A 25,590-nucleotide genomic window follows, 5' to 3' on the forward strand; every position below is an offset into this window, starting at 1 on the left:
AAATAAAGGCTAACAATACAGAGTATTCTTTTTTTATCCGGTGTTATGGAGTCTTTGCATGATACGACTTAGTTGATAGGTATTTCCTAGATAAAGATAGCGCTACCAAAAAACTCCCGCGCAATAATAATGACAATAGGAGCTTCCCCCATGTTGGGCTTATCCCATCAAAGCTTTTTGCTGCTCAACGCTGCGATCGCCATTATTGGCTTGATTGTTCTGATTACTCGCTTCAAGTTGCACCCCTTTATCGCCTTGATTATTTCGGCCCTGTTTCTCGGCTTGACTTCCGGTATGCCAGTGGAAAAGGTGGTCAAATCCTTCCAGGAAGGCTTCGGCAGTGTGCTGGGCTTTGTCGGGATCATCCTAGCCTTGGGCACTATGCTAGGTAAGATGATGGCTGAGTCCGGTGGCGCTGATCAGATCGCCCGTACCCTGATCACCGCTTTTGGCAAAGAACGGGTGCAGTGGTCGATGATGTTTGCCGCTTTTTTAGTCGGCATTCCGCTGTTTTTTGAGATCGGCTTTGTGCTGCTAATCCCCTTGGTGTTTATCGTGGCCCGCCGTACCGGCGTATCTTTGATTAAGATCGGTATTCCTCTATTAGCAGGTCTTTCAGCGGTGCATGGTTTGGTTCCACCGCACCCCGGCCCCCTGCTGGCCATCGGTATTTTCGGTGCTGATATTGGCAAAACCATTCTGTACGGGTTGATTGTGGCACTGCCCACTGCAATCGTGGCCGGGCCGATTTTTGCCTCCTTTATCTCGCGTTATGTTCCCGGTAAAGCTTCACCTGAATTGATGGAGCAGCTAGCCCATGAGCCGGAAGCCAGCAATCTGCCGAGCTTTGCTGTGACGCTGATGACTGTGCTGCTGCCAGTGTTTCTGATGTTGCTGAAAACCTTTGCCGATGTGGTCTTGGTTGAGGGGCATATTCTGCGTATCTGGCTGGATATGATTGGCCACCCGATCAGTGCGCTGTTGCTGGCTCTATTGCTATCGCTGTACACCTTTGGCTATGCACGAGGTTTTGAATCCAAGCGCGTCCTACGCCTCGTTGAGGAAAGTTTGGCTCCCACAGCCGCTATTGTGATGATCATTGGTGCAGGCGGGGGCTTTAAACAGATGTTGGTGGCCAGTGGGGTGGGGGATGTAATCGGTGAAATGGCCGTCAGTGCGCAGCTTTCACCTATTGTGCTGGCTTGGTTGGTAGCAGCGCTGATCCGTATTGCTACAGGTTCGGCTACCGTGGCCACCATTACGGGCGCGGGCATCGTCGCCCCAGTGGTTGACTTGATCCCCGGTGTCAATCGGGAGCTGCTGGTGTTGGCCACAGGCGCAGGCTCTTTGATTCTCTCCCACGTCAATGATGCCGGTTTCTGGATGGTTAAGCAGTACTTCAACATGACGGTTAGCGAAACCTTCAAGACTTGGACGGCCATGGAAACCCTGCTGTCGGTGGTCGGTTTGGCCTTAACGCTGCTGCTGTCGCTAGCACTCTAGCTAAAGCGGCTTCAAGGGTGTCTGACCTGTTCTTGGGGTGCAAAGCCCCAAGACTCAGATACCCCATTCTCATAGAGATCGTTTTCACCGGAACACACTTATCACCTGAGCGCTGCCCCACAAGGCGGTGGGACTGGAGTTTTGCCGTGAACAATAAAAACAAAAATCTAGGCTGCACACTAAAAATCAGTGCCTTATTAGGCTTAGTTATGAGCTTGGCCAGTAGTGGCACACAGGCTGAATTTTTTAAAGAAGCCAAAGCCAATCTCAATTTGCGTAACTTCTTTATCAATCGTGACTTTAAAGGCGATAACGCTAACCGCAGTAAAGCGGAAGAGTGGACACAGAGTTTCATCCTCGACTTTAAATCCGGTTATACCGAGGGGCCATTGGGCTTTGGCGTCGATATTTTAGGCTTACAGTCCTACAAATTAGATGGCGGAAAGGGTACGGGCGGCACTCAACTACTACCGGTGGGCAAGGATAATAAGCCGGTGGATCAGTTTGGGCGTCTTGGTATAGCCGGTAAGCTGAAGTTTTCCAAAACCGAATTAAAAACCGGTGAATGGGCGATGGTCTATCCGGTTCTACGCTCTGATGACGGGCGCTCACTGCCACAAACCTTCCGGGGCACAGTAGTTACCAGCAAGGAAATCAGTGGCGTAACAGGGTATGCGGGCCATGTTACGGGTAACAGCCCCCGGGATGATTCTGGCATGGAAGATATGGCCATCGCTGGAACGAACCCCAAAACCAGTAAAGCCAAGTCAGATGATTTTAATTTCGCGGCGCTTGAATATAACTTCAATAATAAACTCAGCACCCTGGGTATTTGGTATGCGCGTTTAGAGGATATTTATAAGCAGCGCTATGTTCAATTTCAGCACAAACAACCCCTAAGCGAAGGGCTGTCACTGAACGCCAATATCGGCTATTTCGATGGCGAGGAAGACGGCAAAGCACTGGCCGGTCAACTGGATAACAAGGTGTTCTCCGGGCTGTTCTGGCTCACGGCAGGCAACCAGAAGTTTTACCTTGGTTTGCAGCGGGTCAGCGGCGACACAAAATGGCTACGAGTGAACGGCAGTAGCGGCGGCACCTTGGCCAACGATGGCTATAATTCCAGCCACGACAACGCCCGTGAGCGTTCTTGGCAACTGCGCTATGACTACGACTTCGTCGGCCTTGGCGTACCGGGCCTGACCTTTATGATGCGCTACCTACAAGGCCACAACATCCATGCGGGCAATCGCAGCGATGGGGAAGAGTGGAATCGTGAAAGCGAACTGGCCTATGTAGTACAAAGCGGGGCGATGAAAAATATGGCGTTTCGTTGGCGTAACACCACCATTCATCGCAACTGGGGCACTAATAACCAATACGATGAACAGCGGGTCATTATCAGTTATCCCCTGTCGTTGTTTTAGCGGGATTACCGGGGCTCTTTGGGTTTTGAAATGAGAGTATCTTGAACTTTTGCTAGGCTTTGAAACATCTCTTATCAGGGAGTGGAGTATGTCATGGAATCGACAAACCTAAGGTTGGGTTACTCTTTGTTTCAGGCTAGAGTGATAGCCCCGCATACGATTCGCCGCTCCAGATTTGGGTATTTAAGCATTCGGTTTGATAGCGGATGCAGCTACCCTGCAATGTTGGAGTTATTGCGAGCCGTTTATAAGCGCACCGGATGTTTAATCGCTTCGGGGGAGGTTCTTTCTGGCCCAGATTGGATTAATCGTATTGTCAAAAAAGGCTACTGTATTTCAGATCAGGAAAGAGCATCCATCCTTACCCTGATGTGGGCTTTACCCTAAGAGCCCATATCTGGGCTGACTGGGGGCGTGGCGTTGATTGAGGCTCTTATGCGTATTGATGAAGAGTTAACCTTTAAAAAGTTAGAGGTTTTTTTAATCTTCATGAAAAGCGGCAATCTGTCCCGCGCCGCTTCTGAATTGGACACCAGTACCGTCAGCGTGCATCGCGCTATTCACTCGCTGGAAAATGCCCTGCGTTGCCCTTTATTTCGCCGTGAAGGTCGTAAGCTAGTGCCTTTAGAAAGCGCCCATGTTTTGGAAGAGCACGCCAGCAAGCTGCTCAGTGATACCCAGACTGCCATTCGGCTAACCCGTGAAGCCGCTGGTTTTTCGGCTGAGCGCTTTAAGCTCGGCGCGTTGTATTCCCTCACGGTAAAAACCGTACCCGAACTGATTATGGGGCTGAAAATCCGCCGCAGTACCCTAAATATTGATTTGATCTTAGGTTCCAACATTGATTTGCTGTACCGCCTCAAGCATCTGGAATTGGATGCCATTCTGGTATCCATGAACGACAGCGTGGTTGATCCCGACTGCGATTCGGTACCCCTGTTCCATGATGATATCTTTCTGGCGGTGCCGGTGGATTCGCCCTTTTCTGCTGAGCAGGAAGTGGATTTACAGGTGTTGCAGGACGCGACCTTTATCACCCTGACGCAGGGCTTTGCTACCCATCAGGACACCATTCGAGTGTTCCAGCGGGCTGGTTTTAATCCCAAGGTGGCCATGCAGGTAAACGATATTTTTACCCTGCTGAGCATGGTCAGCTCTGGGGTGGGTTACGCCTTATTACCGGGACGGGTGGCCGCCGTTTACGAAAATCGGATTCGTTTAATTCCCCTCAAAGCTAGATACCACATGCAGCAGCAGATCGGGGCTATGTTCCTAAAAAGCCGTGAACGCGATCCTAACTTGCTGGCATTTTTGGCTGAATGTCGACTCTATACCAAGCGGCATGAAGGCTGAAAAATACTTCAATCATTACGCTTAGATTAATGATTGACCGCTGTGCTTGATTGAACAGCCCCCGTGCCAAGCCTACTGTGACTCCACGACAGCGGAACTCGTGGAGTAGCTATGACAACAATAATTCCCCCGCCGAACTGGTCGCGGCGACGTGCTGAAAAGCAGCGGCGCTTAGCACAGGTGCGCACTCTGGCGGATGGCGTGGTACTGCCCACCGATAAAATAGTGACCGCCTTGGAAGCCTTACTGGCCCCCGGCGATCGGGTGGTGCTGGAGGGTAACAACCAGAAGCAAGCGGACTTTCTGTCCCGCTCCTTAGCCAAGGTAGATGCCAGAAAACTGCACGATCTGCACATGATCATGCCCAGCGTCAGCCGCTCAGAGCATTTAGACCTGTTCGAGCGTGGCATTGCCCGTAAGCTGGACTTCTCCTTTGCTGGCCCGCAAAGCTTGCGCATCGGTCAGTTGATGGAAGACGGTTTGCTGGAAGTGGGGGCGATTCACACCTATATCGAACTGTATTCGCGCTTGGTGGTGGACTTAATCCCTAACGCCGCGCTGGTGGCTGGCTTTAAGGCCGATCGCCACGGCAATATCTACACCGGCCCCAGTACCGAAGACACGCCGGCGATTTTAGAAGCCGCCGCCTTCTGCGATGCCATTGTTATCGTGCAGGTTAACGAATTGGTGGAAGACACCACCGATTTGCCGCGTGTAGACATTCCTGCCTCGTGGGTGGACTTTGTGGTGGTGGCGGATAAGCCCTTCTACATTGAGCCTTTGTTTACCCGCGACCCGCGCCACATCAAGCCGGTGCATGTGCTGATGGCGATGATGGCCATTCGCGGTATCTACGAAAAACACAATGTTCAGTCCCTGAATCACGGCATTGGTTTTAACACTGCTGCCATTGAGCTGATTCTGCCCACCTACGGCGAATCGCTGGGACTGAAAGGCAAAATCTGCCGCAACTGGACGCTTAACCCGCATCCGACCCTGATTCCGGCCATCGAAACCGGCTGGGTGGAAAGTGTGCATTGCTTCGGCACCGAGCTGGGCATGGAGCACTACGTCGCGGCGCGCCCGGATGTGTTCTTTACCGGACGCGATGGTTCCCTGCGTTCTAACCGCCTGATGTGTCAGTTGGCCGGTCAGTACGCGGTGGATCTGTTTATCGGTGCCACCCTGCAAGTGGACGGTGATGGTCATTCTTCTACCGTGACCCGTGGTCGTTTGGCCGGTTTTGGCGGTGCGCCCAACATGGGCCATGACCCTCGTGGTCGTCGCCATGCTACCCCCGCTTGGCTGGACATGACGGAGCCGGTCACTTTGCTGGAGCGCGGCAAAAAGCTGGTGGTGCAAATGGTGGAAACCTACCAAGAAGGCGGCAAACCCACCTTTGTCGAGCAGCTGGATGCAGTCGAAGTGGCCAGAAAAACCGGCATGCCGTTGGCTCCGGTGATGATCTACGGCGACGACGTAACCCATCTGCTGACTGAAGAAGGCATCGCCTACCTCTACAAGGCCAAAACTTTGGAAGAGCGCCAAGCCATGATCGCGGCGGTGGCGGGCGTGACCAGCATTGGTCTGCGTCATAACCCCAAAGACACCGAGCGTATGCGCCGTGAGGGTCTGATTGCTCTGCCAGAAGATTTAGGCATCCGCCGTACCGATGCCACCCGTAACCTGTTGGCGGCGAAGAGTATCGCCGAGCTGGCCGAGTGGTCGGGTGGGCTGTATCAGCCACCGGCTCGCTTCCGGAGTTGGTAATCATGAACGCACAGGCCGCACGACAAGAACAGGCATGGGCCGACCGTTTGGCCGATCAAGCGGTGCAGGCTTTGTTGGATGAGGTCGCACTGTCGCCTAAACCCGCTTTGGTGGATCAACGTGGTAGCGGAGCGCACCGGGATTTAAATCTGGGTCTGATGCAGGCTTCGGCTTGGTCGTTATGGCCGGGATTTCAAGCCATGGCTCAAGCGGCTCAGGCCGAAGGGCAGGTGACCCCGGGGCTGCGCGAGTGCATCGGTCAGTTGGGCCGTGAAGCCGAAGCCGAAATGCTACGGGTAACGGATGGGGTGAATACCCATCGAGGGGCCATCTGGGCGTTAGGGCTGTTGGTCACAGCGGCGGCCATTGCCCCCGATCTGTGCGAAGCCAAAGCCGTAGCCTATCGTGCGGCCGCCTTAGCGCGGTTACCGGATCGCCAACTACCGGCTCAATCCACCAGTCATGGTCAGCGGGTAATGCAGCGTTACGGCGTGCGCGGCGCACGGGGTGAGGCCCAAGCGGGTTTCCCCAGTGTAGTGCTGAATGGTTTACCGCAGTTGCGCGCCAGCCGTAGGGCCGGTGCCATCGAAACCAATGCTCGTTTGGACGCGCTGCTGGCCATCATGGCCACGCTGGAAGACACCTGTGTACTGCACCGTGCCGGTTTAGACGGAATGCTGTGCATGCAGCAAGGCGCCCGCGCAGTCTTGGAGTCCGGTGGCAGTGCCAGCTTGCTGGGTCGTCAGCACCTGCGCGCCTTAGATCAAACCCTTGTGGCCTTAAATGCCTCCCCCGGTGGTGCCGCTGACTTGCTGGCCGCCACCCTGTTCCTAGATGCGCTGGAATCTGATGCCCAGCGCTTATATGGGAGAGATTGCTAATGGAAACCCTATCTTTTTCCTTCCCCGCCCGCCGCACGGCACAGGGCCGCGCCCAAGTGGGTTGCGTGGGCTCTGGGGATTTGGAAGTGCTGCTTGAACCGGCGAACGATGCCCAACTCAGCATCCGCGTACTGACCTCGGTGAATGGCAGTTCTGAGCGCTGGCAACAGCTGTTTGAGCGCATGTTTGCCGGTCAGGATTTGCCCGCCCTGAAGGTGGAAATCAACGATTTTGGCGCGACCCCCGGTGTGGTGCGGCTGCGTCTGGAACAAGCGCTGGAGGAGGTGAGCCATGACTGATGTGCAAGCACTGTTGGCCAGCCAAAGTTTTGTCGAGCTGAGCGCCCGTCAGCGTGTCACCGCACTGCTGGACAAAGGCAGTATGCGCGAACTGCTGGGGCCTTTTGATCGCATTAAATCCCCGTGGTTAGAGGCTCAAGGCATCGTCACCCAATCCGATGACGGTGTCGTAGTGGCTAAGGGCACGCTGGACGGCCTACCCGTGGTGGTCGCGGCCATCGAAGGCAGCTTCCAAGGCGGCAGTCTGGGCGAAGTCGGTGGCGCGAAAATCGCTGGTGCTTTGGAGCTGGCGGCGGAAGACAACCGCAACGGCATTCCCACCCGTGGCCTGCTGCTGCTGGAAACCGGCGGCGTGCGTCTGCAAGAGGCCAACTTAGGTCTAGCCGCTATCGCGGAAGTCCACGCGGCCATTGTCGAGCTGCGCCAATATCAGCCGGTGATCGGTGTGATTGCAGGGCCAGTAGGTTGCTTCGGGGGGATGTCGATTGCGGCGGCGCTGTGCAGCCATCTGGTGGTCACTCGTGAAGCGCGTTTAGGCCTCAACGGCCCGCAAGTGATTGAGCAAGAGGCGGGGATTGAGGAGTACGACTCCCGCGATCGTCCTTTCATCTGGAGTATGACCGGCGGCGAGCAGCGTTACGCCTGCGGTCTGGTCGAGGCCTATGTGGCCGATGACACCCAAAAAGTGCGTGCCGAAGTACAAAACCTGCTGCAAAACCCCGGTGAGGTGCTGCCGCGTAGCCGTCGTCACCAAGCCTTCTTGCAGGTCTTAGCCAAGGTCGACACCACTCCACAAGCCGATGCCGCCACGGTGCGGGCGCTGTATCAAGGAGCCCTGTTATGAGCCATGAAGCTTCTCAACGCGGCCTGAACTGGCTGCACGCCTTGACCGGTGGTGCGGCCGCTAAAGCGGGCTATGCAGCCTCGGTCAAAGTGGTCGATGCGCCCTTGGGTAACGAAACGGCCTGCTATATCGCTGTAGTGGCGGATGCAAACAATCCTTTCCCGCGTGCCCGTCAGGGTGAAGTGGGCCTGCTGGAAGGCTGGAATCTGGCCCGCGCAGTGGATGAAGTGGTTCAGGCCGATCAAAACGCCGAGCGCAAACGCCCCATCATCGCGGTGGTGGATGTGCCCAGTCAGGCCTACGGTCGGCGCGAGGAAGCCTACGGGATTTACCAAGCCCTTGCAGGCGCGGTGGACGGCTATGCGCGGGCGCGTCTGGCCGGTCATCCGGTAGTGGCGTTACTGGTGGGCAAGGCTATGTCCGGTGCCTTTTTGGCCCACGGCTACCAAGCGCAACGCCTGATCGCCCTGCGCGATCCGGGTGTCATGGTGCACGCCATGGGCAAAGAATCCGCCGCCCGCGTCACCCTGCGTACTGTGGAGGAACTGGAAGCTTTAGCGGCCAAGGTTCCGCCCATGGCCTACGACATCGACAACTACGCCACTCTCGGTTTGCTGTGGAAGACTCTGGACGTGAATCAGATTGAGCAGCCCCAAGCCGCTGATCTGAGCAGCGTACAGGCTACCCTTCAAGCCGCAGTGCAGGACATTCGCCAGACCGGTAATGACCTCAAAAGCCGCTTGGGGGCTGCGAACCGCGCAGCCTCCAGCCGCGTGCGCGAAGCCCTGCGCGCACAGTGGGCCTAGAGGAAGTCGGCCATGACCGCATTCACCGCCCATCGTCCCCATGACCTGCTGTGGGGTTTTACCCCCAGCTTGTTGGAAGCCGGTACGCCTGATTGGGTGGCTGAGGTGCTGAGCCAAGGTCAGCCGGTGGTGGTGCGCCGTGCCGTGGCGCGAGTGGGATGGGTAGCGGTGGGCATTCGGGGGGCTGAACGCCATCAGCGGCAAGCGGCTTGGATGCCGACCTCAGCAGTAACGGCCGTTATTACCCCTGAACAGTTGGTGGCTAAGGTTTTAAGTCTGGAGCTGGAGGAGCCTGCCCTGCAATTGCTTCAGCAGCTCAACCCGCTGATGGAGGCATTAGGTCTGGCTTGGGGGGTAACCGGCGGAGCAGCCTATCAACTGGCTACTGGCATTAGGGTGCTGCATCCCGGCAGCGATTTAGATGTGCTGATTCGCACCCCTCAGCCGTTCAGTCGTCCTCAAGCCGCTACCCTGTGGGCGCGTCTGGAGCGTCTGACCTGCCGAGTGGATGTGCAGCTTGAAACTCCCGCCGGAGCCATTGCTTTGCGCGAATGGGCGGGTACGGGATCACAGGTGCTGCTCAAAGCACTAGAAGGGCCGCGTTTGGTCGCCAATCCTTGGCAATGGGAGGAACGGGTATGAGTACGCTGTTTGCCTTTCCCGGTCAGGGCGCACAACAACCGGGCATGTTGCACCAACTGCCGGATGCGCCAGAGGTTCGGGCCTGTTTGGACGTGGCGCGCGCCCAACTGGGTGATGAGCTGGACATCCTCGACACGCCTGAAGCCCTGCAATCGACCCGTGCGGTGCAACTCTGTTTGCTGTTGGCGGGAGTTGCTAGTGCGCGTCTGCTCATCGCGCGTAGGGCCAAGGTGGACTATGTGGCCGGTCTGTCCATCGGGGCCTATGCCGCTGCGGTGGTGGCCGAGGCGCTGAGTTTGGAGGATGCCCTGCATCTGGTGGCCTTGCGCGGCAGTCTGATGGAGCAAGCCTATCCGCAAGGCTACGGCATGACCGCCATCATGGGCTTAGAGCGACCACAGGTTGAAGCCTTGCTGGCAGAAGTGAACCGCCCAGCCCAGCCGGTGTACCTCGCCAACGTCAACGCCAGCAACCAACTGGTGATTGCCGGTAGTGAAACCGCGATGCAGGCCGTCGCTGAGCGCGCGCGGACGCTCGGTGCTGGAGCAGCGAAGCGGTTAGCGGTATCAGTGCCTTCCCACTGTGCGCTCTTGGCGGAGCCGGCAGCGGAATTGGCACAGGCTTTTGCCAAGGTGTCTATAGAGAGGCCACGTCTGCGTTACCTCAGCAGCAGCTCAGCGCGTCTGATCCTAGATCCAGAGCAGCTGCGTGAGGATTTGGCCTTCAATATGTGTCGGCTGGTGGACTGGCAGGGAACCCTACGCAATGCCTATGAGCGCGGCGTGCGTCTGCATCTGGAGTTAGCACCGGGCACGGTGTTAGCCGGGTTAGCACGCCGGGTGATGAAACAGGGACGGGTGCTGTCCTTTCAGGGCACGCGCTTGGACACGCTGGACGCGCTCTTGCGCGAGGAGGGTCATCCCCACTGAATGCTGAATAGCAGTCTTTCGTTGCACAACAAAAACAATATTCCGTACTAAGGACAACAAAAATGATTATTTACGGCGTGGCTTTACTGTCTATCTGTACCCTGACCGGTATGTTCATCGGTGACATGCTGGGGAAAATGCTGGGTTTAACCTCCAACGTGGGTGGTGTAGGCATCGCGATGATCCTGCTCATCTGGGGCGGAAGTTACCTGACCAAGCGTGGATTACTTTCTCCGAAAACGGGGCAGGGCATTGAGTTTTGGAATGCCATCTACATTCCCATCGTAGTGGCCATGGCGGCACAGCAGAACGTAGTGGGCGCATTAAGTGGTGGCCCAGCAGCTATTTTGGCGGGTCTGGCGGCAGTCAGTCTGGGCTTTGCGCTGGTGCCGGTATTAGATCGTCTAGGCGGGCGTTCAGAGCCTTTGCCGCCCAAGGAGTCGCCTAAAAGCGAATCCCAAGATCTGAATACTGCCTCCCTGTCTGTCTCTGCCCAAAGGTAAGCCGCTATGGTCATCGAATCCTTAACAAAAGTAGTCAATGGTTACGGTTTGGTCAGTGGTTTTGCCATCATCGGGGCGACCATGTGGCTCTCGTATTGGATGTCAGCGAAGTTCACTAAGGGCCGCTTACACGGTTCGGCTATAGCCATCCTGATTGGATTGGTGCTGTCGTATGTGGGCGGAGTCTACACCGGAGGCCAGAAGGGATTGGTGGATGTCCCCTTGCTGTCTGGTATTGGCATCTTAGGCGGCGCTATGTTGCGGGACTTTGCCATCATTGCGACTGGCTTTGGGGTTGATCCTAAAGAACTGCGCCGGGCCGGTATCAGTGGCGTGTTGGCATTACTGATTGGGGTGTTCGCCTCCTTCGCAGCCGGTGCAGGTGTGGCCTACGCCTTTGGCTATACCGATGCCGTGAGTTTAACCACCATCGGCGCTGGAGCGGCTACTTACATTGTCGGCCCGGTAACGGGTGCGGCCATTGGTGCGACTTCTGAGGTGATTGCGCTGTCCATCGCAGCCGGCTTAATCAAGGCCATTGTGGTGATGGTGGCAACGCCTTTCGTAGCCCCGATGATTGGCCTGAACAGCCCACGATCTGCGGTAATCTTCGGCGGCTTAATGGGAACCTCCAGCGGCGTAGCGGGTGGTCTGGCCGCCACGGATGAGCGCTTAGTGCCCTACGGTTGTCTGACTGCTGCCTTCTACACGGCTTTAGGTTGTCTGCTCGGCCCATCTTTGATGTTCTTCCTCTTCCGAGGCTTGTTCGGTTAATCTCGCCGAAGTCCTTGGTATCTGGGCTGCCTAGGTTGGGTGGCCCAACTCTTATGTAACAAAACACCTTTAAAGTCTTGGTTTTTCAAGCAGTTGGCGTGCTTTCTGCCTCCTGAATTGGGCTGTTTATTAAGAGAAATCACTATGAAGCGACTGTTATTCCGCCCTTGGAGCTGGCTAGTGCTATGGCTGTTGTCTCCGGCCGCCATGGCAGCCGATTTGGATGGCTCCACCTTGAGCCTACTTTGGACTGCGCCTTTTTTGGGCATTTTGCTGTCTATTGCCCTTTTTCCGGTCATGGCTCCGCAAGTGTGGCACCACCACTTCGGTAAGATCACGGCCGGATGGACGCTACTGTTTTTATTGCCTTTTGCTTTAGTCTATGGAATAGGTACGACCGGAGGGCTGGTATCCCATGCCTTGGTCACTGAGTACATCCCCTTCATTATTTTGCTGTTTGCCCTCTACACCATTTCCGGCGGTATTTTAATCACCGGAAACCTACACGGCTCGGCAGCCCTAAATACCAAAATCTTAGCCGTTGGTACGCTGTTGGCTTCGTTAATGGGTACTACGGGTGCAGCCATGCTGTTGATCCGTCCATTGTTGCGGGCTAACGATAACCGCCGCCATCAGGTGCATGTGGTGGTGTTCTTTATCTTCTTGGTGGCTAACGTGGGCGGCGGTTTAACCCCGCTGGGCGATCCACCGCTGTTCTTGGGCTTTCTCAAGGGTGTGGACTTTATGTGGACGGTGCAGCATATGGCCGTTCCGGTGTTCATGACTTCGGTGATTCTGCTGGGCCTGTTCTATCTGTTAGACCGGCACTTTTTTACCCGTGAAGAAGGCCATCTACTACGAGACCCAACCCCTGACACGGCAAGCTGGGGTATACAGGGAACCCGCAACTTTTGGCTGTTGGGCGGAGTAGTGGCGGCTGTGCTGCTGTCCGGCGTTTGGAAGCCAGGTATTAGCCTCAATCTACTGGGCACGCCGGTTGAGTTGCAAAACTTAGTGCGAGATAGCCTCTTGGTAGGTTTGGCGCTGATGTCGCTGGTCATGACTCCTAAACCTGTACGTCAAGGCAATGAGTTTGACTGGGGGCCCATCCTAGAAGTGGCTAAGCTGTTTGCAGGGATTTTCGTCACCATCGCCCCCGCAATTGCTATTTTGCGTGCAGGTGAAGCAGGCGCTTTAGCCTCAGTGGTACATACCGTATCAACCCCAGAGGGTGTGCCGATTAACCCGATGTACTTCTGGATGACCGGATTGCTGTCCAGTGTGCTGGATAATGCGCCAACCTATCTGGTGTTCTTCAATCTAGCGGCTGGTGATGCCCAAACTCTGATGCACCAATTGCCGGACACACTGTTGGCTATCTCTATGGGTGCGGTGTTTATGGGCGCAGTGACTTACGTGGGTAATGCGCCGAACTTTATGGTTAAAGCCATTGCGGAGCAGCGCGGTGTGCCGATGCCAAGCTTTTTCGGTTATCTGCTGTGGTCGCTGGCTTGCCTCTTACCTTTATTTGCCTTGCAGACGGTGATTTTTTTCACCTAGGTCTAAAAGTTAATAGAGGTTGAAGCTGGAAGAGATACCCGGTCATTGATCGGGTGTTTCATTTTTGGAGGGAGAAAGCGGAGGGAGCTCTGGTGGGGCCTCCCAGCGAGCGCACAGCAAAGAGGCTGCACGCACATTCTGGGTTACTGCAAATCGAGCTTAGAGCTCAGTGGCATCTTCGCTGTCATCAGGATAGTCCTGCTCACTAGCATGCCATTCGAGGATTTCTTCTTGGTAATCATCCATTGTGTTTACTCCTTGTTAGAGATTTTGTGATTATTAGCCTTTGTGTTGACCACCTCTGTAGTCTAAAAATTCCCAGTGAACCCTTGATGACAAAGACAAGAGCCGATAAGCGGTAGGTTTAAGCTAGGAAGCGCGGGCTCGTAACTGTCCGCAGCCTCCTTCTACCTCCTGACCTGCTGAGTGGCGCACCTTGGTCAACACGCCTCGGCTGTGCAGGTAATGCACCATGTGCCGAATGTGCTCTAGGGACGGCCGTTGGTATTGATCTTCGGGCATCGGGTTGTAGGGAATTAGGTTGAGAATAGCGTACTTTCCTTTGAAGAGCTTTAGCAGACTATCCATTTCATCCTGAGTATCATTAATACCTGATAGCAGCGTCCATTGGTACTGAATCGGATGGCCGGTCTTTTGGGCATAGTCTTCGCCCAGTGCCATAAGCTCAGCAGGATCAATGAGTTGGGCTTTTGGAAGTAGCTGTTGGCGTAGCTCAGGTTTGGTTGTATGTAAAGACAGCGCCAGCGCCGGTTTGACCGAGCCTTGGGTCAGGCGCTCAAAAATCCGTCGATCCCCAACGCTGGAGAACACGAGGTTTTTGTGCGCGAAGCCGCCTTCTGTACCGAGCCATTCAATGGCTGTAGCTACGCGCTCTAAGTTGTGGGCAGGTTCTCCCATACCCATAAAAACTACGCGCCGCACAGGTCGCAAGCGGCGGCCCAAAACGATCTGAGCTAGGATTTCACTGGTATCTAGTTGGCGTATCAGCCCACCACGGCCCGTCATGCAGAATAAGCAACCAACGGCACAACCCACTTGGGTAGACACACAAATACCGTCACGAGGTAGTAGGACGCTCTCAATTTTTTGCTGATCCTGCAATTTCAGTAAGAGGCGCACCGAGCCTACTGCATCAGGGTGTTGGGTTTCTAACTGAACTATCTGTTCTAAGCACTGTTGCAGTTCAGGCAAGGCGTGACGGACAGAGAGCGGTAGAAAGTGTTCTGCTGGCTGGTGACGTGGCCCGGCATCAAGGGATAGCCCGTGCAACCAAGCGCGTAGGATGCGTTGCTGGTGGAGGTTTTTAGCACCGCATTGGCTTAAATACTGTTGGATGTGTTCAAAGCGCATGAAAGCAGGAAGTCCTGTCAAAACAAAAGAGGCAGCCCAGATTTGCGAGTCTATCGTTGCTTATGGATACATAGACTGTCCATGCCCAGTCCCCGATAAAGTCGCAGCATGGTGTAGCCTAAGCACTTTTTAAACTTGTGTTGAGCATTTGGGAGGTGCGGATGCGTTATACCGGTTATCTGATGGTTGCTTCGATTTTGCTCGGGGGATGCAGTGCCTTATCCCTAGACTCCTCTCCTAAAGGCTTGGATGGTGTCGCTTGTGTAGGCTCGGTGCCTGCAAATTATCCCGGCTTAGTTCCAGATACTAATGCCGAGTTGCTGGCTGAGGCTCAGGAAGCCACGGGCGAAGCCGGTGTGTGCTCTGGGCAAATCTTTAAGGTAGTTGAGCCGATAAAAGTCTATCGTGTGTACGATCAAGACCGAGGGGCATCTTACGATGGCCGTTGGTGGGCACTCAGTGTTCCAGCAGGCTCCCGTGAGCAGTACCGTAAGGATTACGCCATTTGTCCTGAATGGAGCGACCTAGATGCCTTGGTCTCTTGTAAATTAACGCCCGGAGCCCAAGTAGTGATTGGCGTTACCCAAAGTGCGCGTTGCCAAACCGAGACCTATCCCAAAACGGATAAGTTGCAACTCTATGTAGCCAACAATGCGTGGACGGAAACCCTGTTCGTTGAGGATTGTACAGACGAAGGTGAGTGGCCACGTTGAAACTTAAGGGTAGGACTTAGGTCGAGTATAGGGTTAGGGAAAATAGTTGATAAAAATACTAGGAAATACCATACTGCCCATCAAGCAATTCGCGCAGGTGTCTACCGATGCGACTCACTACAAAAGGCCGTTATGCTGTGACCGCCATGTTGGACTTGGCCCTACATGCGCAAACGGGTCCCGTGTCTTTAGCCGATATTTCCAGCCGGCAGGGTATCTCGCTGTCTTATCTGGAGCAGTTATTTGCTCGGCTAAGGCGTAATGGATTAGTCACCAGTGTTCGAGGGCCAGGCGGTGGATATTGTCTGGCACTACCTAAAGACCGTATCCAGGTTGCACAGGTGATTGATGCGGTGGATGAGTCGGTAGATGCCACCCGATGCCAAGGTCGAGACGACTGCCATTTGGGTGATCCCTGCTTGACGCATTATCTGTGGCAGGATCTGAGCGCCCGTATCCATGAATTTTTAAGCAGCATCAGTTTGGCTGAGTTGGTGGCCCGTGCTGAGGTTCAGCAAGTAGCCTTACGCCAAGAACGCGAACTGGCCTGTAGCCCTAAACGTCCGGTGCTGGATAGGATTGAAGCGATTGCCCGCGATTGACCCCCAGCATAGACAGGAGATTCCGATGAAATTGCCCATCTATCTCGACTACTCCGCCACTACTCCAGTGGATCCGCGTGTAGCTGAGAAAATGATCCAATGCCTGACTATTGAAGGCAACTTTGGCAATCCGGCTTCCCGCTCCCATGTATTTGGTTGGCGGGCTGAGGAAGCCGTGGAGCAGGCTCGTCAGCAAGTGGCGGATCTGGTCAACGCAGACCCTAGGGAAATTGTGTGGACTTCAGGGGCCACAGAATCCGATAACTTGGCGATTAAAGGGGTGGCCCACTTCTATAACACCAAGGGCAAGCACATCATCACCAGCAAGATTGAGCATAAAGCGGTGTTGGATACCTGTCGCCAATTAGAGCGCGAAGGGTTTGAAGTCACCTACTTAGACCCCAGTGAGGATGGCTTGATTACGCCGGATAAAGTCGCCGCCGCGTTACGGGACGACACCATTCTGGTTTCCATCATGCACGTCAACAATGAGATCGGCACCATCAACGATATTGCCGCCATTGGCGAGCTGACGCGGGCGCGCAATATTCTGTTCCATGTGGATGCGGCCCAATCCACGGGTAAAGTAGCCATTGACCTAGAACAGCTTAAAGTGGATTTGATGTCCTTTTCTGCCCACAAAACCTATGGGCCTAAGGGGATTGGTGCTCTGTATGTTCGTCGTAAACCCCGGGTGCGTTTAGAGGCTCAAATGCACGGTGGTGGTCATGAGCGCGGCATGCGCTCCGGCACTTTGGCGACCCATCAGATTGTGGGGATGGGTGAGGCTTTTCGGGTTGCTAAAGAAGACATGGCCGCCGATGCCGAGCACGTTCGGACGTTGCGAGATCGCTTCTACGATAAAGTGGGGCATCTGGAAGAGCTCTATGTGAATGGCAGCATGGAGGCTCGGGTGCCGCATAACCTGAACCTGAGTTTTAACTTTGTAGAGGGCGAATCCCTGATTATGGCCTTGAAGGATTTGGCCGTATCCTCAGGCTCAGCCTGTACTTCAGCTTCATTAGAGCCCTCTTATGTACTACGGGCTTTAGGACGCAATGATGAACTGGCCCATAGCTCTATTCGTTTTACCTTTGGGCGCTTCACCACAGAAGAAGAGATCGACTACGCAGCGGCTAAAGTCTGTGAGGCTGTTAGCAAACTGCGTGAATTATCGCCTCTGTGGGATATGTATAAAGACGGCATCGACCTATCCAAAATTGAATGGAAGGCGCACTGAGCGCTGATAACTTTGGCTCTGACTCCTAAGAGGATTGCATCATGGCCTACAGTGATAAAGTAATTGAGCATTACGAACACCCCCGCAATGTCGGCAAATTTGATGCCGAAGACCCTGACGTGGGAACGGGTATGGTAGGGGCTCCCGCTTGTGGTGATGTGATGCGCCTACAAATTAAGGTAAATGAGCAAGGCGTGATTGAAGATGCCAAGTTCAAAACCTACGGTTGTGGTTCAGCCATTGCTTCGAGCTCCTTAGCTACTGAATGGATGAAGGGCAAAACCCTAGAAGAAGCAGAAGCGATTAAAAATACTCAGTTGGCCGAAGAGTTAGCATTACCACCGGTAAAAATTCACTGCTCAGTGTTAGCCGAGGATGCGATCAAAGCGGCTGTGCGCGATTATCGTGAAAAGAAAGGTTTAGCGAAGGAGGACCACTAATGTCCATTAGCATGACACCCAAAGCGGCCCAGCATATCAAGCGCTCTTTGGAAGCCCGTGGTAAAGGTGTTGGGATTCGCTTAGGTGTACATACTTCCGGCTGTTCGGGTATGGCCTATGCCTTAGAGTTTGTAGATGATCTGGCCCCTGAAGATCAGGTTTTTGAGAGCGAAGGAATCAAGATCATCATTGATCCTAAGAGCCTCGTCTACCTAGAAGGCACCGAGCTAGACTTTACCCGTGAAGGGTTAAATGAAGGTTTCAAGTTCAACAACCCTAACGCCCGTACTGAGTGCGGTTGTGGCGAAAGCTTTAGCGTGTGAGGTCAATCGTGGCTCCTTCCAGCTATTTTGCGCTCTTTGACATTCCGCCAGCCTTTGACCTTGATTTGGCGGCCTTGGGAGATCGCTATCGGGCGTTAGCCAAGGACACACATCCTGATCGCTATGCAGATACCGACGATGCTACCCGCCGTCAAGCGGTGCAGCGTTCAGCCTCGTTGAATGAAGCCTATCAAGTGCTGAAAACTCCCGCATTGCGGGCTCATCACCTGCTAGCGTTGCAGGGTCGAGCTATGGATCTGGAGGCTACGATTCAAGATCCTGAGTTCTTGATGCAGCAGTTAGCCTGGCGTGAAGAGCTGGAGGCTTTACAAGAAGCTGTTGATTTATCAGGGATTAGTGCTTTTAAAAAGCGTCTGTACAACACCCAACAGGATTTAGCCGAGGCATTTTCAGCCTGTTGGCAAGATGCTGCACAGAGCGCTAAGGCTGAGCGACTCATACGGCGTATGCAGTTTTTAGACAAGCTGTCCCAACAAGTGCGCCAACTAGAAGAGCGTCTCGACGACTAGCCCTGTCGCCGCTCTGTAGCGGCTGGAGTACATACTATGGCCCTACTGCAAATTTCTGAGCCCGGTCAAAGTGCTCAGCCCCACCAACATCGGTTGGCTGTGGGGATTGACTTGGGAACCACCAACTCACTGGTTGCCACGGTGCGCAGTGGTGTACCCGAAACCCTAGCCGATGTTCAGGGTGAGGTTATTTTGCCCTCCGTAGTGCGCTATCTGCCTGAAGAGATTTGGGTGGGACAAGCAGCTAAAAACAGTGCTGCCCAAGATCCTCTAAATACCATTGTTTCGGTGAAGCGCCTGATGGGGCGCGGCTTAGCCGATGTCCAACAACTCGGTACCCAAATGCCCTACCACTTTGTGGCAGGTGGCTCGCAAATGCCCTTTATTGAAACTGTTCAAGGCCCGAAAAGTCCGGTTGAGGTATCTGCGGATATTTTGCGTGTCTTACGTCAGCGGGCGGAAGATGCGTTGGGGGGCAGTTTGACAGGCGCAGTGATCACCGTACCTGCGTATTTTGACGATGCCCAACGTCAGGCGACTAAAGATGCTGCCACCTTAGCTGGCTTGAATGTACTGCGCTTACTTAATGAGCCCACAGCCGCCGCGGTCGCCTACGGTTTGGATACTCAGGCTGAAGGTGTGATTGCTGTATACGATTTGGGGGGCGGCACCTTTGATATTTCCATTTTACGCCTCTCCAAAGGTGTGTTTGAGGTCATGGCTACCGGCGGTGACAGTGCTTTGGGCGGTGATGATTTCGACCATGCCATCGCGGATTGGGTAATCAAAAACTCAAGTATTTCGGCCAACTTATCGCCCGCTGAGCAACGCACCTTGCTGGATAGAGCTTGCCGCGCTAAAGAACAGCTCAGCCAAGAGCAGCAAGTTGTGTTGCAGTTTGGTGATTGGCGCGGAGACTTAACCCGTATCACCTTCGAAACCCTGATTGAGCCGCTGATTTCCCGTAGTTTAAAAGCCTGTCGTCGGGCTCTGCGCGATGCCGAAGTGGAGGCCCAAGAGGTTCAAGCCGTCGTGATGGTGGGTGGTTCAACCCGCGTGCCTAAAGTGCGCCAAGCGGTTGCCGAATTATTTGATACCGAACCGCTGACCAACATTGACCCCGATAAAGTAGTGGCCATTGGCGCAGCGATTCAAGCCGATGCCTTAGCCGGAAATCGTCAAGATGACGGCGATATGCTGTTGCTGGACGTTATTCCTCTGTCTTTAGGGCTAGAGACGATGGGCGGCTTGATGGAAAAAATCATCCCGCGCAACACCACTATTCCTGTGGCGCGTGCTCAAGAGTTCACCACCTATAAAGATGGCCAAACCGCCATGATGATTCATGTGCTGCAAGGTGAGCGCGATCTGATTTCCGACTGTCGCTCCCTAGCGCGTTTTGAATTACGCGGTATTCCTCCGATGGTGGCTGGTGCAGCTAAAATTCGCGTGACCTTTCAAGTAGATGCTGATGGCTTACTCAGTGTTTCGGCGCGAGAGCAAAGTTCTGGGGTCGAGGCCAGTATTCAGATTAAACCCTCATACGGCCTGACGGATGCTGAAATTGCCCGGATGCTGGAAGAATCCCTAACCCGTGCCACCGAAGATAAAAACGCTCGGACTTTGCGCGAGCAACAGGTGGACGCTTGGCGTTTGTTAGAGGCGGTAGATTCTGCGTTAACTACTGATGGTGAGCGGCTGCTCAATGCCAATGAACGGGAAAGTATTGAGGCCGCTATGCTGCGTTTACGAGCTGCCGTTGATGAACAGGATGCGGGCGTGATTGAACAGCGTATAAAACACCTAAGCCAAGTTACCGATGCTTTTGCGGCACGGCGAATGGATGATTCCATTCAAAAAGCTTTGGCTGGGAAAAATTTGGACGAAATCGAGACGTAACGATGCCCAAAGTCACCTTCTTACCCCATGCTGAACACTGTCCCGCCGGAGCCGTTATCGAAGCCCGCACCGGCGAGTCAGTCCTGGATGCAGCGCTGCGTAATGGCATTGAAATTGAACATGCCTGTGAAAAATCCTGTGCCTGCACAACCTGCCACGTCATTGTGCGTAAAGGTTTTGAGTCGCTGAAAGCCTCAGATGAGTTGGAGGATGATTTACTAGACCGCGCTTGGGGTTTGGAGCCCACGTCGCGTCTATCCTGTCAGGCTAAGGTGGGGGAGGCCGATTTATTGGTAGAAATTCCCCGCTACACCCTCAACCAAGTCTCAGAAGGACACTAGCTGATACAAGGGGAGCGTCGCTATGAGTCTAAAATGGACCGATGTACAGGAAATTGCCCTGCAACTGATGGAGCAAAAGCCAGATATAGATCCGCATTACCTGAATTTTGTGGATTTGCATCAGTGGGTATTGGCGCTCCCTGACTTTACCGATGCACCTGATCACGGTGGCGAAAAGGTGTTAGAGGCGATTCAAAGCGCTTGGATTGACGAAATGGATTGACCGGGAATAAGGGCGCTCACTGCTACGCATTTCCCCCTAATTTGCGTATACTCCGCAGGCTGTATTTCGTCCCAATCTTTTTCGCTTTGGAGCTTTTCATGGCTGTTGAACGCACTCTTTCCATTATCAAGCCGGACGCTGTCGCCAAGAACGTCGTCGGTGAAATCCTGTCCCGCTTCGAGAAGGCTGGCCTGCGCGTCGTCGCCGCGAAAATGGTACAGCTATCTGAGCGCGAAGCTGGCGGTTTCTATGCTGAGCACAAAGCGCGTCCTTTCTTTAAAGATCTGGTTTCCTTCATGACTTCTGGCCCTGTGCTGGTTCAAGTTCTGGAAGGTGAAGGCGCCATCGCTAAAAACCGTGAGCTGATGGGTGCTACCAACCCCAAAGACGCGGCTGCCGGCACCATCCGTGCTGATTTCGCCGTTTCCATCGACGAAAACGCCGTACACGGTTCTGATTCTGAAGCTTCTGCTGCGCGCGAAATTTCCTACTTCTTCGCCGCTACTGAAGTCTGCGAACGCATTCGCTAAGCACAGGATATTCCCGTGACAACACCGACCGGCAAAATCAATCTGTTGGGGCTGACGCAGCCGCAATTGGAGCAATTCTTCGAATCCATAGGAGAAAAGCGCTTTCGTGCCGGTCAGGTCATGAAGTGGATTCACCACTTCGGCGTGGATGATTTCGACGCTATGACCAATGTGGGCAAGGCTTTGCGCGAGAAGCTCAGAGCCTGTGCCGAAATTCGTGGGCCGGAAGTCGTCAGTCAGGATATTTCCAGCGATGGCACCCGTAAGTGGGTGATGCGTGTGGCTTCCGGCAGCTTGATTGAAACCGTGTATATCCCGCAAAACGGGCGCGGTACGCTGTGTGTGTCTTCCCAAGCGGGTTGTTCTTTGGATTGCAGCTTTTGCTCCACCGGCAAACAGGGCTTTAACAGCAACCTCACGGCGGCCGAAGTGATTGGGCAAGTCTGGGTGGCTAATAAATCCTTTGGCAGCGTTCCGGCCAAAATCGACCGTGCCATCACCAACGTGGTGATGATGGGCATGGGTGAGCCGCTGCTGAACTTCGATAATGTGGTCGCCGCCATGCAGATCATGATGGACGATCTGGGCTATGGTATTTCCAAACGTAAAGTGACGCTATCCACCTCCGGCGTAGTGCCCATGATTGAGGAGCTGGCTAAGGTGGTGGACGTATCACTGGCTTTGTCGCTGCATGCGCCCAATGATGAGCTGCGCGATCAGTTAGTACCCATCAACCGTAAATATCCTCTGGCTGTACTGCTGGATGCCTGTCAGCGCTACATCTCGCGCTTGGGTGAAAAGCGGGTGCTGACCATTGAGTACACGCTACTTAAAGGGATTAACGATCAACCCGAACATGCCCAGCAGATGGCCGCTTTATTGGCCAATATTCCCTGCAAAATCAATCTAATTCCCTTTAACCCATTCCCGCATTCTTCCTATGAGCGCCCGAGCAATAATGCCATCCGGCGTTTTCAGGAGCTGTTGCAACAGGCGGGGCATAACGTGACCATCCGCACCACACGCGGCGAAGACATTGATGCAGCCTGCGGTCAGTTGGTGGGTAAGGTGCTGGATCGTACTCGGCGTTCGGAGCGTTATCTGTCAGAGCGGCAAGCCTCGGATGTGCAGACCAACCAAGTTTTGGTGCAGTCCTCCTGAGGCAGCTTATGGGGATGCGCCAACTGAGTCTGATATTAGTATTCAGTAGTTTGCTGGGCTGTGTTTCCGAAGGGCCAACCCGACCTTTGGACACGGAGCAAGGTCGTCGTGAAGCGCGTGATGCTTACGTCAAGTTAGGGCTGGCCTATTTGCAGCAGGGCTCTACCTCCCGGGCTAAATTACCGCTCAGTAAGGCATTGGAATTAGATCCCAATAGTGCAGAAACCCATGCCGCCTTGGCTTTGGTGTTTCAAACCGAGCTGGAAACTAAGTTAGCTGACCAGCATTATCGGCAGGCTATTAGTGCCAATCCAACCGCTCGTATTCTGAATAATTATGGCAGTTTTCTTTACGATCAAGGGCGTTATGAGGAGGCCCTAGCACGTTTTCAGCAGGCCACTAATGACCCTCTGTATCAAGAGCGTGGGCGGGTTTTTGAAAACCTAGGGTTAACCTCCTTAAAATTGGGTCAAACCGAGCAAGCGCGTGAATATTTTAACCGGGCTTTACGTCTGGATAACCAGCAGCCTATGGTTTTGTTAGAGTTAGCTGCACTGTCGTATGACAGTAAGGATTACATAGTAGCCAAACGCTACTATGATCAGTACCGTGTTCAACAGACGAATCAACAAACACTGCCCGCACGGAGTCTGCTGTTGGGAATTCGTTTAGGGCGCGTTTTTCAAGATCAAAATCAGATCAAAATCCTGTCTATGCAGCTCCAGCGTTTCTATCCGGCCTCGCCGGAGTACAACACCTATCTTTCGGAGCAACAATGAACACGCCGCAATTTGATGCCTCGGCGTTGGCGAGTATGCCAAATCCGGGTGAGCTATTACGCGCGACCCGCGAGCAGCACGGACTGTCTCTGGCCGGCGTATCTTTGCAACTGAACTTACCCGAACGTACCTTGGCTCAAATTGAGGCCGGTGATTTTTCACACCTGCCCGGCCATACTTTCGCGCGGGGTTATGTACGCGCCTACGCTAAGTTATTAGATCTTGACCAAACTCAAGTGGTCGAGCTGTTTGATCGCTACACCGGCACCGATGCTAAAGGCAGCCAAGTCCAAAGCCTTGGACATATTGAGGAACCTACGCGCTTATCTTCGATTGGCCTGCGCTTGGTGAGTTTAGTGCTGCTGTTTTTATTGGCTACTCTTGGATTTTTCCTGTGGCAAGAAAACAATCTGACCTTGCAGGTATCCCAGATTACCAACTCATTGCGGCATGTTGAGGTAGAGGCAGCGGATGGTTCTGTTCAGGTGCATTCTTTAGAGGATACGCCAGAGCCTCCAACGCAGGCTACTGCACTCTCGGTAGGCACGGCCCACAGTATTCCCTTACCCTTAAATACGGGGCATACGATACCCGCTCCCGTCCGCGAGCCTGAATCTAAACCTCAGACAGCTAAGCCAGAGCTGGTTCAGCATACGCCTGCTACGCCGCTGTCTCAGCTTCAGCCTGTTCAGCAGCCCACCGAGCCTAAGCCAGAACAGCCGCACAGTCTGGCTCCTACGCCGCCTCAAGCGGATACAGGAGCGGTGGCTCAGCCACCTGCCGCCAGTTCAGAGCGCCCTTTAGTGCTGCATTTCAGCGCCGATTGCTGGAGTCGTGTTGTCGATGCTGATGGGCGTGTGTTGTTAAATGGCTTAATGAAAGCCGGTGTGACCCAAGCCCTACAAGGCAAAGAACCCTTTAGCGTGCAATTAGGCTTTGCACGCGGTGTTCAGGTAATCTACCGAGGCACTGAGGTTGATTTAGCCCCCCATACTCGGGGCTCGGTCGCCCGTTTTAAGCTGGGACAATAAAGCATGCACTCAGAATCTCCGATTAAGCGGCGTAAATCACGGCAAATCTTTGTTGGAAAGGTTGCTGTGGGGGGGGATGCCCCGATTAGCGTGCAAAGCATGACCAACACTAATACCTGTGACGTGGAGGCCACTGTGGCCCAAATTCGTCGTATGGAGCAGGCGGGTGTGGACATTGTGCGCATTTCCATCCCCAGCATGGAGGCCGCCGAAGCCTTTGGTCGTATCCGTCAGCAGATTGAGCTGCCCCTAGTGGCGGATATTCATTTCGATTATCAAATTGCCCTGCGGGTTGCTGAGTTAGGTGTGGATTGCCTGCGGATTAACCCTGGTAATATTGGCCGTGAAGATCGGGTCAAAGCCGTGGTAGAGGCGGCCCGTGATCGGGGTATTCCTATTCGTATTGGCGTGAACGCCGGTTCGCTGGAAAAAGACCTGCTCAAGCAATACGGTGAGCCCACCGCAGAGGCTTTGGTTGAGTCGGCCATGCGTAATGTGGAGCATTTAGACCGTCTAAATTTCCCGGATTTTAAAGTCAGCGTTAAGGCTTCCGATGTATTTATGGCGGTAAAAGCCTACCGACTGCTGGCGGAAAAAATCGAACAGCCGTTGCATTTAGGGATTACCGAAGCCGGTGGTCTGCGTTCGGGGACAGTAAAGTCCGCCGTGGGCCTAGGTATGTTATTGGCCGATGGCATTGGCGATACTCTGCGCGTTTCCTTAGCCGCGGATCCTGTTGAAGAAGTTAAGGTCGGTTTTGATATCCTTAAATCGCTGCGTTTGCGGTCACGCGGGATTAATTTTATCGCCTGTCCTAGCTGCTCGCGGCAAAACTTCGATGTAGTCAGTACCATGAATGAGCTGGAAAAGCGCCTCGAAGATCTGCTGGTTCCTATGGATGTAGCCGTGATTGGCTGTGTGGTCAACGGGCCGGGAGAGGCCAAAGAAGCTGTGGTTGGCCTAACCGGCGGCACACCCAATAATCTGGTGTACATTGATGGCAAGCCTGCGCTTAAGCTGAGCAATGACAATTTGGTCACTGAGCTAGAACAACTGATTCGTCAAAAAGCGGCTGAGAAACAACAGGCCGACGCAGCGGCTGCTGCGGAACACTAA

General features: G+C 54.0%; 28 protein-coding genes. 27 read left to right on the forward strand and 1 reads right to left on the reverse strand.

Annotation, left to right across the window (positions count from 1 at the left end):
• The first annotated feature begins 150 nt into the window (after nucleotides 1-150).
• From LX59_RS03475 to LX59_RS03540, 13 genes are all read left to right on the forward strand, one after another.
• The gene (locus LX59_RS03475; RefSeq protein ID WP_144570451.1) at nucleotides 151-1,503 is read left to right on the forward strand and encodes a GntP family permease; all 1,353 of its coding nucleotides are present in this window, start codon (nucleotides 151-153) and stop codon (nucleotides 1,501-1,503) included.
• 209 nt (nucleotides 1,504-1,712) lie between these two features.
• Nucleotides 1,713-2,930: an OprD family porin gene (locus LX59_RS03480; RefSeq protein ID WP_144570680.1), complete on the forward strand. Its 1,218-nt coding sequence runs from the start codon at nucleotides 1,713-1,715 to the stop codon at nucleotides 2,928-2,930.
• A 435-nt stretch (nucleotides 2,931-3,365) separates the two neighbouring features.
• Nucleotides 3,366-4,283, forward strand: coding sequence for a LysR family transcriptional regulator (locus LX59_RS03490; RefSeq protein WP_144570453.1), 918 nt, complete (start codon nucleotides 3,366-3,368; stop codon nucleotides 4,281-4,283).
• Nucleotides 4,284-4,394: 111 nt separating this feature from the next.
• Nucleotides 4,395-6,053, forward strand: coding sequence for a malonate decarboxylase subunit alpha (gene mdcA, locus LX59_RS03495; protein ID WP_144570454.1), 1,659 nt, complete (start codon nucleotides 4,395-4,397; stop codon nucleotides 6,051-6,053).
• A gap of 2 nt (nucleotides 6,054-6,055) precedes the next feature.
• Nucleotides 6,056-6,934: a triphosphoribosyl-dephospho-CoA synthase gene (locus tag LX59_RS03500; protein ID WP_144570455.1), complete on the forward strand. Its 879-nt coding sequence runs from the start codon at nucleotides 6,056-6,058 to the stop codon at nucleotides 6,932-6,934.
• Nucleotides 6,934-7,233, forward strand: coding sequence for a malonate decarboxylase subunit delta (locus LX59_RS03505; RefSeq protein WP_144570456.1), 300 nt, complete (start codon nucleotides 6,934-6,936; stop codon nucleotides 7,231-7,233). The genes LX59_RS03500 and LX59_RS03505 overlap by 1 nt, the downstream gene beginning before the upstream one ends.
• Nucleotides 7,226-8,077 (forward strand): biotin-independent malonate decarboxylase subunit beta, encoded by an 852-nt coding sequence (locus LX59_RS03510; protein WP_144570457.1) that lies wholly within the window; start codon nucleotides 7,226-7,228, stop codon nucleotides 8,075-8,077. The genes LX59_RS03505 and LX59_RS03510 overlap by 8 nt, the downstream gene beginning before the upstream one ends.
• Nucleotides 8,074-8,883: a biotin-independent malonate decarboxylase subunit gamma gene (gene mdcE / locus LX59_RS03515; RefSeq protein WP_144570458.1), complete on the forward strand. Its 810-nt coding sequence runs from the start codon at nucleotides 8,074-8,076 to the stop codon at nucleotides 8,881-8,883. Before LX59_RS03510 ends, mdcE begins: the two co-directional genes overlap by 4 nt.
• 12 nt (nucleotides 8,884-8,895) lie before the next feature.
• Complete coding sequence (locus LX59_RS03520; protein WP_144570459.1) at nucleotides 8,896-9,525, forward strand: malonate decarboxylase holo-ACP synthase; 630 nt, start codon at nucleotides 8,896-8,898, stop codon at nucleotides 9,523-9,525.
• Nucleotides 9,522-10,454 carry a malonate decarboxylase subunit epsilon gene (mdcH, locus tag LX59_RS03525; RefSeq protein WP_144570460.1) on the forward strand — a complete coding sequence of 311 codons (933 nt, stop codon included), beginning with the start codon at nucleotides 9,522-9,524 and terminating at the stop codon, nucleotides 10,452-10,454. Before LX59_RS03520 ends, mdcH begins: the two co-directional genes overlap by 4 nt.
• A gap of 62 nt (nucleotides 10,455-10,516) precedes the next feature.
• On the forward strand, nucleotides 10,517-10,957 hold the full coding sequence (madL, locus tag LX59_RS03530) for a malonate transporter subunit MadL (protein WP_144570461.1): 441 nt from the start codon (nucleotides 10,517-10,519) through the stop codon (nucleotides 10,955-10,957).
• Between the two features lie 6 nt (nucleotides 10,958-10,963).
• Entirely contained in the window at nucleotides 10,964-11,731 is a 768-nt protein-coding gene (gene madM / locus LX59_RS03535; protein ID WP_144570462.1) for a malonate transporter subunit MadM, read from the forward strand.
• A gap of 144 nt (nucleotides 11,732-11,875) precedes the next feature.
• Nucleotides 11,876-13,291 (forward strand): sodium:proton antiporter, encoded by a 1,416-nt coding sequence (locus LX59_RS03540; RefSeq protein ID WP_144570463.1) that lies wholly within the window; start codon nucleotides 11,876-11,878, stop codon nucleotides 13,289-13,291.
• Nucleotides 13,292-13,660: 369 nt separating this feature from the next.
• Here the strand turns inward: LX59_RS03540 and LX59_RS03545 are convergent, their stop codons facing one another.
• Nucleotides 13,661-14,662: an RNA methyltransferase gene (locus LX59_RS03545; RefSeq protein ID WP_144570464.1), complete on the reverse strand. Its 1,002-nt coding sequence runs from the start codon at nucleotides 14,660-14,662 to the stop codon at nucleotides 13,661-13,663.
• 161 nt (nucleotides 14,663-14,823) lie between these two features.
• On the opposite strand from LX59_RS03545, the gene LX59_RS03550 reads away from it, so the two are divergent.
• The 14 genes from LX59_RS03550 to ispG all read left to right on the forward strand — a co-directional run bounded on the left by LX59_RS03550 (nucleotide 14,824) and on the right by ispG (nucleotide 25,590).
• Nucleotides 14,824-15,375, forward strand: coding sequence for a hypothetical protein (locus LX59_RS03550; protein ID WP_144570465.1), 552 nt, complete (start codon nucleotides 14,824-14,826; stop codon nucleotides 15,373-15,375).
• A 107-nt stretch (nucleotides 15,376-15,482) separates the two neighbouring features.
• On the forward strand, nucleotides 15,483-15,977 hold the full coding sequence (gene iscR / locus LX59_RS03555; protein ID WP_144570466.1) for a Fe-S cluster assembly transcriptional regulator IscR: 495 nt from the start codon (nucleotides 15,483-15,485) through the stop codon (nucleotides 15,975-15,977).
• Between the two features lie 25 nt (nucleotides 15,978-16,002).
• Nucleotides 16,003-17,217 (forward strand): IscS subfamily cysteine desulfurase, encoded by a 1,215-nt coding sequence (locus tag LX59_RS03560; RefSeq protein WP_144570467.1) that lies wholly within the window; start codon nucleotides 16,003-16,005, stop codon nucleotides 17,215-17,217.
• Between the two features lie 41 nt (nucleotides 17,218-17,258).
• Nucleotides 17,259-17,657: a Fe-S cluster assembly scaffold IscU gene (gene iscU, locus LX59_RS03565; protein WP_144570468.1), complete on the forward strand. Its 399-nt coding sequence runs from the start codon at nucleotides 17,259-17,261 to the stop codon at nucleotides 17,655-17,657.
• Complete coding sequence (iscA, locus tag LX59_RS03570; RefSeq protein WP_144570469.1) at nucleotides 17,657-17,980, forward strand: iron-sulfur cluster assembly protein IscA; 324 nt, start codon at nucleotides 17,657-17,659, stop codon at nucleotides 17,978-17,980. The genes iscU and iscA overlap by 1 nt, the downstream gene beginning before the upstream one ends.
• Before the next feature lie 8 nt (nucleotides 17,981-17,988).
• Complete coding sequence (gene hscB, locus LX59_RS03575) at nucleotides 17,989-18,510, forward strand: co-chaperone HscB (protein WP_144570470.1); 522 nt, start codon at nucleotides 17,989-17,991, stop codon at nucleotides 18,508-18,510.
• 36 nt (nucleotides 18,511-18,546) lie between these two features.
• Nucleotides 18,547-20,409, forward strand: a complete 1,863-nt coding sequence (gene hscA, locus LX59_RS03580) for a Fe-S protein assembly chaperone HscA (protein ID WP_144570471.1) — start codon at nucleotides 18,547-18,549, stop codon at nucleotides 20,407-20,409.
• A gap of 2 nt (nucleotides 20,410-20,411) precedes the next feature.
• Entirely contained in the window at nucleotides 20,412-20,750 is a 339-nt protein-coding gene (gene fdx, locus LX59_RS03585) for an ISC system 2Fe-2S type ferredoxin (RefSeq protein ID WP_144570472.1), read from the forward strand.
• A gap of 22 nt (nucleotides 20,751-20,772) precedes the next feature.
• Complete coding sequence (gene iscX, locus LX59_RS03590) at nucleotides 20,773-20,973, forward strand: Fe-S cluster assembly protein IscX (RefSeq protein ID WP_144570473.1); 201 nt, start codon at nucleotides 20,773-20,775, stop codon at nucleotides 20,971-20,973.
• A gap of 98 nt (nucleotides 20,974-21,071) precedes the next feature.
• Nucleotides 21,072-21,503: a nucleoside-diphosphate kinase gene (ndk, locus tag LX59_RS03595; RefSeq protein WP_144570474.1), complete on the forward strand. Its 432-nt coding sequence runs from the start codon at nucleotides 21,072-21,074 to the stop codon at nucleotides 21,501-21,503.
• Between the two features lie 15 nt (nucleotides 21,504-21,518).
• Entirely contained in the window at nucleotides 21,519-22,664 is a 1,146-nt protein-coding gene (gene rlmN, locus LX59_RS03600; protein WP_144570475.1) for a dual-specificity RNA methyltransferase RlmN, read from the forward strand.
• Between the two features lie 8 nt (nucleotides 22,665-22,672).
• Nucleotides 22,673-23,443 carry a type IV pilus biogenesis/stability protein PilW gene (gene pilW / locus LX59_RS03605; protein WP_144570476.1) on the forward strand — a complete coding sequence of 257 codons (771 nt, stop codon included), beginning with the start codon at nucleotides 22,673-22,675 and terminating at the stop codon, nucleotides 23,441-23,443.
• Nucleotides 23,440-24,474, forward strand: a complete 1,035-nt coding sequence (locus LX59_RS03610) for a RodZ domain-containing protein (protein ID WP_144570477.1) — start codon at nucleotides 23,440-23,442, stop codon at nucleotides 24,472-24,474. Before pilW ends, LX59_RS03610 begins: the two co-directional genes overlap by 4 nt.
• A 3-nt stretch (nucleotides 24,475-24,477) precedes the next feature.
• Nucleotides 24,478-25,590, forward strand: a complete 1,113-nt coding sequence (ispG, locus tag LX59_RS03615; protein ID WP_144570478.1) for a flavodoxin-dependent (E)-4-hydroxy-3-methylbut-2-enyl-diphosphate synthase — start codon at nucleotides 24,478-24,480, stop codon at nucleotides 25,588-25,590.

Source organism: Azomonas agilis (genome assembly GCF_007830255.1).
GTDB classification, from domain to species: Bacteria; Pseudomonadota; Gammaproteobacteria; order Pseudomonadales; family Pseudomonadaceae; genus Azomonas; species Azomonas agilis.